A 9,232-nucleotide genomic window follows, 5' to 3' on the forward strand; every position below is an offset into this window, starting at 1 on the left:
ATTGCGTAGCAGGATCAAACCAAATGGCAATATTTCCGCGACTCATGAGTGCTCGGTTATATGCGGGCCAATTGGTTGTGCGGTAGATTTTGTGTGTAGGCTTCTTCATTTGAAAATTATATCGCTAAAAAAGCCTTTACAGATAGGTTTGTGCAACAAAGCCGTTGTGAATCACTCTTTGTCCATGATGTATTTTTATTTTACGACAGCACGAACAATTAATCCTTGAGTGATTTGCTCGCCCCCCTAAATTAGCTGCGTGTCATTTTTTGTTCAACTGTTGTTGGTCGCATTTCGTTATTCACCGATAAACGGTATATACAAGTTCTACCTCATTTTTCTTGATAATTGAGATAGAATCATCTCAGTCTCTTGAATGCTTTAAACTGAATGCATAGCCTAACTTTTCAACATCTCCTGTCTGCTTCAAATAGTTCCCCGCATGCCATTTTGGAAGCATTGCGCTCCCTGGATCATGCTGTATATTTATATGACAACGGTACGCCATTTATTGCCTGCTGTGCTGAACGTTATACAGTTATACAGGATGATATTATACAAACTTATCAGGCTGTTTCTTTTAATCAGTATGAAGTCGTTGCGCCAGATTTAACTATTAATTTCACGTCTAAATCAACCTCGGACTCTACAAGATTTAATGGCGGCTTTGTAGGATTCATTTCTTATGACTACGCAGCTCAGCAGCAAGTTCATTATAGACAGCGCCAGCAGCCAGCACTTTTTATTGGGCAATTCTCTACTTATTTAGAACTCAACCCTCAAGGATGGATTTTTAAAAGTAGTGATCCTCAAGCGAAACATATTTTTCAGCAGATTCAGGCTTTACTTGATCAATTCCAGGATAAGTCTGAATTTAATTTAGTTTCTCCATGTACAGCGCGTTGGAATAAATCGGCTTATCAGGAGGCTTTCAGTCAGGTTCAGGAATATATCAAAGCTGGTGATTGTTATCAGATCAACCTGACTCAAGAATTTTCAGCACAAGCTAAAGGCTCTGTGTTAGCTACAGCAGAACAATTTTGGCAGCTAACCAATGCACCTTATGCTGGTTATTTACGCGTAGGTGAGTTTGAGCTGTTAAGTTGTTCACCAGAACTGTTTATTGAGTTTCAATCTGAGCGACGGATTATTACCAAACCGATCAAAGGCACGATGCCGCGTTATATAGATCCAATATTGGATGAGCAGTCCAAACAGACCTTAAAAAATTCTGAGAAAGATCAAGTTGAAAATGTGATGATCGTGGATTTATTACGTAATGATTTAAGTGTTTATGCGGAAACTGGCTCAGTTAAAACACCAAAGCTGTTCAATATTGAAAGCTTTAATCAAGTTCATCATATGGTTAGTGAGGTACAAGCTACATTAAAAAAAGATGTAAATCCATTTAATGTTTTAATGTCCGCCCTTCCTGGCGGATCTATTACTGGTGCACCTAAAATCCGTGCCATGCAGATTATTGAAGAACTTGAAGATGCGCCACGAGGTGCATATTGTGGCTCAATGGGGTATTTTAATTTTGATGGAACTGGTTCCTGGAATATTCTGATCCGCTCAATACAGAAATACCAAAATGAGATGTCACTATGGGCTGGTGGCGGGATTACCATTTCATCAGACTGCGATGCCGAATACCAAGAATGTTTTGATAAAGTCGAAGCTATGTTGAATCTACTCAATACTTGGTACACACCTGAATAAATAAAAAAACGACTCAATTGAGTCGTTTTTTTATGAATCTCACCCCTTGATGAGCATTGCTCCGCAAGGGATAGATTCACTTAAATCAAAATCTCATTTTTCAATGTATCAATCAAACGTTGATTCTGCTCATCTGTACCAATAGTAATACGTAAGAACTGATTGATACGTGGCTTATTAAAATAGCGCACGATAATACCATGTTCACGTAATTCAGATGCTAACTCACCTGCATCTTTGCTTGGGAATGATGCAAAAATGAAATTGGCAGCCGATGGTAAAACTTTAAATCCAAGTTCTTTTAACTGTGCTGTCAATTTCTCACGGCTCGCTATCACTTTGGCATTTTGCGCTTCAAAGTAAGCTTGGTCTTCAAAGGAAGCTACTGCTGCTGCAATGGCAAAACGATCCATTGGATAAGAGTTAAAGCTGTTTTTAACCGCTTCCAATGCTGCAATTAAATGTGGCTGCGCAATCGCAAAACCGACCCGTAGACCTGCTAATGAGCGGGACTTAGACGTGGTTTGGCATACTACCAAATTGTCGTATTTCTCAACCAACGCCACCGCAGATTCAGCACCAAAATCCACATAGGCTTCATCAATCACCACAACCGAATTTGGATTAGCTTGAAGCACTTCTTCAATTGCAGATAAACCCAGTGCAATACTGGTTGGTGCATTTGGATTGGTAATAATAATGCCGCCATTTGGCTGTTTATAGTCATCGACTACAATTTCAAAATCATCATTGAGCGGCAATACTTTGGTTTCGACACCAAAGAACTGGCTGTATACAGGATAGAAACTGTAGGTAATATCTGGATAGAGCAATGGCAATTCTTGAACGAAGAATGCTTTGAAAATATGCGCTAAAACTTCATCCGAACCATTGCCGACAAAGACTTGCTCAACTGGCACACTTTGCTGTTTGGCAATCGCTTGCTTCAGTTCAGAGGCATCAGGGTCAGGATACAAACGTAAAACATCTGCACCATTTGCCAATACTTTCTGGACTGCTTCCACCACTTTCGGTGACGGCGGATATGGGTTTTCGTTAGTGTTTAATTTTAAAAGATTTTGGATTTTTGGTTGTTCACCCGGTGTGTACGGTTCTAACTCACGTACTTCAGGACTCCAAAAACGCATTTGTTCTGTAGTGATCTTTGACATCTTTGTTCTCTTATTAGCCCTCTCCTAACCCCTCCCGAAGGGAGAGGGATCTCCAAACTCTTACATATTGCTTTACTAGATAATTAATTCAATCATGTAATCTCCCTCTCCTGAGCAAGTTTTAAAGCACTGCTTTAAAACTTGCTCAGGAGAGGGTTAGGGAGAGGTTTTATATTTTTAATTACTGATAACGATAACGTGCAGAACGTGCATGTGCATCAAGATTTTCTTCTTGCGCCAAAATGTCTGCAGTTTTCGCTAAAGTTTTCACACCTTGTTCAGAGCACATAATCAGGCTTGAACGTTTTTGGAAATCATATACACCAAGTGGTGATGAAAAACGTGCTGTACCTGAGGTTGGCAATACGTGGTTTGGACCTGCACAGTAGTCACCAATCGCTTCAGGCGTATAACGACCCACGAAAATGGCACCTGCATGACGAATATCTTCAGCCATTTTTTCTGCTTCGTCTAAACAAAGCATTAAGTGTTCAGGCGCGACTTGGTTAATCAGTTCAGCACCTTCAGCACGATCTTTCACTAATACCAGTGCACCACGGTTCTCGATAGACGTACGTGCGATCTCAGCTTTTGGTAAAGCTTCTAAGTGTTTTTCAATCCATTCACCAACTGCATTCAACAACGCTTCATCAGGTGTAATGAATACTGCTTGCGCAACCGTGTCATGTTCAGCTTGTGACAATAAATCCATTGCCAGCCACTCAGCATTATTTTCACCTTCCGCATACACTAGAATTTCAGAAGGTCCGGCAATCATATCGATACCGACTTGACCAAATACCGCACGTTTTGCCGCAGCAACGAAACGGTTACCCGGGCCTGTGATTTTATCTACAGATGGAATGCTTTCTGTACCATAGGCTAATGCTGCAACCGCTTGCGCACCACCAATGGTAAATACACGGGTCACGCCTGCCAAATATGCTGCTGCAAGTACCAATGGATTCAATTCACCATTTGGCGCAGGTACCACCATAATAATTTCAGGTACACCTGCAACATGGGCAGGTACTGCATTCATCAATACTGAAGATGGATACGATGCCAAACCGCCCGGTACATAAATACCCACACGATCAAGTGGTGTGACTTTTTGACCTAAGGTATTACCTAAAGCATCGACATAGGTCCAGCCATCTTGCTTTTGTGCTTGGTGGAATTCACGTACACGGTTGGCAGCGAGTTCTAAAGCTTCACGCACTTCAACTGTTAAACCATCAAAGGCAGCTTTCAATTGTTCTTGAGTCAGTTCCAGATCTGAAAATTGATGCGCTGGATGTCGATCGAACTGCTGAGTAAGTTTAAGAACATGAGCATCACCATGCTGACGCACATCAGCAATGATTTGATCTACGGTTTTTAAAAGTTCAGGATCACTCACTGTTTCAAAAGCTAACAAGTCAGCAAATACCTGCTTGAAGTTTTGATCTTGAGTCGATAAACGTCGCATCAATTTACCCACAAGGTTGATATGGAAAAGATTAGTTTACCTGTTTTAACAGGCTTTGTGGTTATCTATCTACTTTCTTGAGCATGAGTTTTATTGGAAATAGCATTCGGTAAAATTGATGATTTCTCTAAATTCTCTATCAAACCCTAGATATAAAAAAACCGTCCTTGCAGACGGTCTTTTAGAACGATAAAAATTAAGCTTTTTTCGATTGTTCACGTGCTTCAACAGCTTGTTCAAGCTGTGCCAAAATTGGATTCAATAATGCTTGTTTACGCTTAAAGCTGGCTTTATTGACAATCAAACGTGAAGATACTTTACAAATTTCTTCCAGTGGCTCAAGACCATTGGCACGAAGTGTATTGCCTGTATCGACCACATCAACAATATAATCGCCTAGACCTACAAGTGGTGCAAGTTCCATAGAACCATAAAGCTTGATCACATCAACCTGCTCACCTAGGCTTGCATAATATTGACGGGTTAAATTCACATACTTAGTCGCAATTTTAAGACGGCCTTTCGGACGTTCCATACCAACCTTGCCTGCTGTCATCAGTTTACAGTTGGCAATTTTTAGATCTAATGGCTCATAGACATTTTGCGCGCCATGCTCCATCAACACATCTTTACCTGCCACACCGATGTCTGCTGCGCCATTTTCAACATAGGTTGGCACATCAGAAGCACGTAAAATCAGAATACGAACGTGTTTATGGGTTGTCGGGAAAATTAGCTTTCGAGACTTATCCGGATCTTCCAGCAGGTTAATACCTGCCGTTTCAAGTAACGGTAGAGTTTCTTTTAAAATACGGCCCTTACTTAATGCTAAAGTTAAACCATGATCAAAATTGCCCATTACGTCAAAGTTTGGATCATCGTTTCTCATATCGCTCATTAACTTACTCGCTTAATTTGGGCGCCTAAACCTTGTAACTTCGCTTCGACATCTTCATAACCGCGGTCAATATGATAGATACGGTCAATCACTGTTTCCCCTTCAGCGGCAAGCGCTGCCAGTACCAAAGAGAATGAAGCGCGTAAATCTGTCGCCATCACTGGTGCTGCAGAAAGTTTTTCCACACCCGTCACCACAGCATCATTACCTTCCACCTGAATATTCGCCCCCATACGAGCCAATTCAGGAACATGCATGAAACGGTTTTCAAAAATCGTTTCGGAAATTGTCGCAAAACCGCGGCCAATTGCATTCACTGCCATCAGCTGAGCCTGCATATCTGTTGGAAATTCTGGATGCGGCAAAGTACGGAAGCTGACAGCTTTCGGGCGTTTACCCATCATATCCAGTTCGATCCAGTCGTCACCACGTGTAACTTCTGCACCCATTTCTTCAAATTTTTCCAATACTGATTCAAGCAGGTTTGGATCTGTATTCGTTGTTTTTACTTTACCGCCCGTGATCGCAGCAGCTGCCAGATATGAACCGGTTTCAATACGGTCAGCAACCACAGCATATTCACAGCCGTGTAGTCTTTCAACACCAGTGACAATCAGCGTATCTGTGTCTAAACCTTCAATCTTGGCACCCATTTTAATCAGCATTTGCGCAAGATCGGTAATTTCAGGTTCACGTGCTGCATTACGGATTGTCGTTACGCCATCTGTCAGCACAGCCGCCATTAGAATATTTTCGGTACCACCCACAGTCACCATGTCAAAGACAACTTCGCCACCTTTCAGACGACCATCAACTTTGGCATGGACATAACCAGCTTCAACCTGAATTTCAGCACCAAGCGCTTCCAAAGCTTTTAAATGCTGATCCACAGGACGAGAACCAATTGCACAACCGCCAGGTAAGGACACCTGTGCACTACCGTAGCGCGCCAGCAATGGACCAAGCACCAAAATGGATGCACGCATGGTTTTTACCAACTCATATGGTGCAAACTGGTTATCCAGGGTTGAAGTATCCGCAACAACAGTATCACCTTCATATTTCATGGTGATCCCGAGACCGGCAATAAGTTTAACCAGTGTGTTTACATCTTTCAGATTAGGCACATTGGTCAAGGTAATGGGAGTATCTGCAAGAATCATTGCAGCCAGTAGTGGAAGTGCTGCGTTTTTCGCACCGGAAATACGCACTTCACCTTCGAGCTTATTGCCGCCCTGAATTAAAAATTTATCCATTAATCTATTAAGCTCCAAATAAGCTTGCTTTGCGCCATTCTTCTTTGGTCATTGCGCGAATTGTTACGGCATGGACTTCACCACTGGCGATATAAGAATTGAGAGGAGCATAAACAGCTTGTTGTCGAGCAACTGGTCGCTTACCATCGAATTGATCATCCACAATACGGAGATCATATTTGCCGCCCTGACCACTCACAGCAATGTCAGCCTCTGGGAACGCGGCTTTTAAGATTTCAGCGAGCTGTTCATTATTCATCACAAGACCTCTTATAGGACTAAGGGTGTAAAACGAATCATTTTACTATAAATAAAAAAAATAATTCATTAGTCACATACATTATATATATAAAAAAAGAGGCTTTTAAAAACCTCTTTTTCCATTCTGCCCGATTATAAAGCCAATGGCTGATAATCCAGGTTCATTTTTCGATATCGATCAATTTGTTTTTTTAATTTTTCTGTCAAAAGCTTGATCGAGGTATACATATCATCGGCATTGGCATGCGCAAAAAATTCGATTCCCGGTAATCTGATAATTGCCTCCGCAATATGATTACTGCTTCCTTTTTTAGAGCGCTTATCAATCTGATGATCTTTTGAAAGTTTAACCTGCATACTGTTCACTTGATCCAGATGTTTAGTCATCTGCTGGAACTTTGTTTTTATAGTATCTTCAATTGCTGGCGTAATAGATAAATGATGTCCACGAATTGTTATTTGCATAGTTCTATCCCTCAACTTCGTTAGGATTAGACGAGTCACAGTCAAATGATTCGATGACAATAACCAATGCAAGGTTACAGTTCAGAAATTGGATCAAATCATTTTACAGTTCCTCAAAAGAAAAAGAGATTCATCATAGTGTCATGATGAATCTCTAGAATAGTCAGATTTTAAAACTTAGATCAAGACCTTTCGTTCAGAAGATGAAGGAATATGTAACGATTCACGATATTTAGCGACTGTACGTCTTGCTACATCAATACCTTCCTCTTTTAACATATTGGCAATTGCATTATCCGACAATGGCTTACGTATATTTTCCTCAGAAATCAATTTTTTAATCTTGGCACGAATCGCAGTTGAAGATGCTTCCCCACCCGAAGTCGTACCGACATGACTGGAAAAGAAATATTTCAATTCAAAAAGGCCACGCGGTGTCAGCATGTATTTATTGGTTGTTACCCGGGAAACTGTTGATTCATGGAGTTCCACTTCTTCAGCAATATCACGTAATACTAGAGGTTTCATCCCTTCAGCACCAATTTCTAAAAAAGCTTTTTGGTGTTCGACAATACAAGTGGCTACTTTTAACAAAGTCTTATGACGTTCATCGATACTTTTAATGAAATTTTTTGCTTCCAGCATCTGGTTTCTTAAATATTGATTGTCATCACTTTGATCAGCACGACGGATCATATTGGCATAAAAAGAATTTACACGTAGTTTTGGCATCACGTCAGGATTCAACATTACCTGCCAGCAGTCATTCTTTTTCAACACGACAACATCGGGCACCTGATAATCAGATTCGCGATCTTCAAATTCCAGACCAGGATGGGGTTTTAATGTTTTAAGTAAATCTACTGCACAGCGCAACTGATCTGGATTCAAACCAGTTTGCTTAATCAGCCGAGGTAATTCATTGGTAATGAGCAGTTCATAGTGTTGTAGCAGCTTGATCGCATCATTACGACAAGGTGTGGAAGCGGACAAATTATCCAGCTGAACCATCAGGCATTCAGCCAAATTGCGCGAACCGACACCAATAGGCTCTAATCGTTGAATATGTTTGAGTACTACAAGGACTTCATCATCTTCAATTTCCTCCTCATAGCCCATGCTTTGTAACAAGTGTTGAACTGAGGTGGTAATTTCCGAAATTTCGACTTCAAGAAAGCCCTTATCGTCCAAGGAGTCGATAATGCAATGTGCAATCAACTTATCAATTTTAGAAAAATGTAGCAGATTTACCTGTTCAATCAGATGTTGCTGCAGGCTTAAATGTCCCTGCCGATTATCCTCACGTTCTTCGTATTCAGCTGCACCTAAACTAGTGGGCTGATGGGTATATACATCATCCCAATCAGTATCCACAGGCAAATCATCAGGCAAATGATCTGCATTCAATTCATTGGTTAAGTCTTTTTGGTCATGCTCAACTTCAGAAGTAGATAAACTTTCTAAATTTGATTGTTCTTCAACTTTTTCCAGTAAAGGATTACTATCTAACTGTAACTGGATTTCCTGTTCAAGTTCTAGACTCGACAGTTGCAATAATCGAATTGCTTGCTGTAATTGTGGAGTTAATGACAGCGAGTTCGCAACTTTTAAGCCCACTGATAATTTCATTGTTACCCCTCATTATTCAAACCGCGCTTTATAAGCAATTTTTATGCCGCTTTATTTTTTTATAACATAGATTTGTTAAATTACATACAATTCCTTGTATTTTTTATGCACTATTTAAGCTATTCATTTTAAATATTAATATTAATTAGTATCTTATTTTTATCAAATGATCTTATTTGCTTTTAAAAATTCGAAATAAATTAAAAAATTACATAAAAAAACACCCCCTGCCATTTGACAGGGGGTGTTTAGAATAATGAGCTGGCGATGACTTACTCTCACATGGGAAACCCCACACTACCATCAGCGCTAAGAGGTTTCACTTCTGAGTTCGGGAAGGGATCAGGTGGTTCACTCT

General features: G+C 40.5%; 8 protein-coding genes, 1 rRNA gene and 1 pseudogene. 1 reads left to right on the forward strand and 9 read right to left on the reverse strand.

The annotated features are described in order from the left end of the window. Positions 1-109: pseudogene (locus C3420_RS15700) on the reverse strand (IS5/IS1182 family transposase); the annotation flags it as partial. Positions 110-390: 281 nt separating this feature from the next. Between C3420_RS15700 and pabB the strand changes: the two are divergent. Then, positions 391-1,722 carry an aminodeoxychorismate synthase component I gene (pabB, locus tag C3420_RS15705; RefSeq protein ID WP_004891544.1) on the forward strand — a complete coding sequence of 444 codons (1,332 nt, stop codon included), beginning with the start codon at positions 391-393 and terminating at the stop codon, positions 1,720-1,722. A gap of 80 nt (positions 1,723-1,802) precedes the next feature. On the opposite strand, the gene hisC is transcribed toward pabB, so the two are convergent. From hisC to rrf, 8 genes are all read right to left on the reverse strand, one after another. Beyond that, positions 1,803-2,894, reverse strand: coding sequence for a histidinol-phosphate transaminase (hisC, locus tag C3420_RS15710; protein ID WP_103800962.1), 1,092 nt, complete (start codon positions 2,892-2,894; stop codon positions 1,803-1,805). Positions 2,895-3,075: 181 nt separating this feature from the next. Next, the gene (gene hisD, locus C3420_RS15715; RefSeq protein ID WP_103800963.1) at positions 3,076-4,377 is read right to left on the reverse strand and encodes a histidinol dehydrogenase; all 1,302 of its coding nucleotides are present in this window, start codon (positions 4,375-4,377) and stop codon (positions 3,076-3,078) included. Between the two features lie 184 nt (positions 4,378-4,561). After that, positions 4,562-5,263, reverse strand: coding sequence for an ATP phosphoribosyltransferase (gene hisG / locus C3420_RS15720; protein ID WP_071321301.1), 702 nt, complete (start codon positions 5,261-5,263; stop codon positions 4,562-4,564). After that, positions 5,263-6,519, reverse strand: coding sequence for a UDP-N-acetylglucosamine 1-carboxyvinyltransferase (murA, locus tag C3420_RS15725; RefSeq protein WP_103800964.1), 1,257 nt, complete (start codon positions 6,517-6,519; stop codon positions 5,263-5,265). The genes hisG and murA overlap by 1 nt, the downstream gene beginning before the upstream one ends. A gap of 7 nt (positions 6,520-6,526) precedes the next feature. Next, positions 6,527-6,778 (reverse strand): BolA family iron metabolism protein IbaG, encoded by a 252-nt coding sequence (ibaG, locus tag C3420_RS15730; RefSeq protein ID WP_004814457.1) that lies wholly within the window; start codon positions 6,776-6,778, stop codon positions 6,527-6,529. 134 nt (positions 6,779-6,912) lie between these two features. Beyond that, entirely contained in the window at positions 6,913-7,245 is a 333-nt protein-coding gene (hpf, locus tag C3420_RS15735) for a ribosome hibernation-promoting factor, HPF/YfiA family (protein WP_005223166.1), read from the reverse strand. A gap of 177 nt (positions 7,246-7,422) precedes the next feature. Continuing rightward, entirely contained in the window at positions 7,423-8,874 is a 1,452-nt protein-coding gene (locus C3420_RS15740; RefSeq protein WP_048882007.1) for an RNA polymerase factor sigma-54, read from the reverse strand. Positions 8,875-9,133: 259 nt separating this feature from the next. Further along, positions 9,134-9,232 (reverse strand): 5S ribosomal RNA (gene rrf, locus C3420_RS15745); the annotation flags it as partial.

Source organism: Acinetobacter sp. ACNIH3 (genome assembly GCF_002918965.1).
GTDB classification, from domain to species: Bacteria; Pseudomonadota; Gammaproteobacteria; order Pseudomonadales; family Moraxellaceae; genus Acinetobacter; species Acinetobacter schindleri.

Bases quoted from the DNA above. Each gene is read 5' to 3' on its own strand.
- pabB (WP_004891544.1), top strand. From the start codon at position 391: ATGCATAGCCTAACTTTTCAACATCTCCTGTCTGCTTCAAATAGTTCC.
- hisC (WP_103800962.1), bottom strand. From the start codon at position 2,894: ATGTCAAAGATCACTACAGAACAAATGCGTTTTTGGAGTCCTGAAGTA.
- hisG (WP_071321301.1), bottom strand. From the start codon at position 5,263: ATGAGCGATATGAGAAACGATGATCCAAACTTTGACGTAATGGGCAAT.
- murA (WP_103800964.1), bottom strand. From the start codon at position 6,519: ATGGATAAATTTTTAATTCAGGGCGGCAATAAGCTCGAAGGTGAAGTG.
- ibaG (WP_004814457.1), bottom strand. From the start codon at position 6,778: ATGAATAATGAACAGCTCGCTGAAATCTTAAAAGCCGCGTTCCCAGAG.
- hpf (WP_005223166.1), bottom strand. From the start codon at position 7,245: ATGCAAATAACAATTCGTGGACATCATTTATCTATTACGCCAGCAATT.
- C3420_RS15740 (WP_048882007.1), bottom strand. From the start codon at position 8,874: ATGAAATTATCAGTGGGCTTAAAAGTTGCGAACTCGCTGTCATTAACT.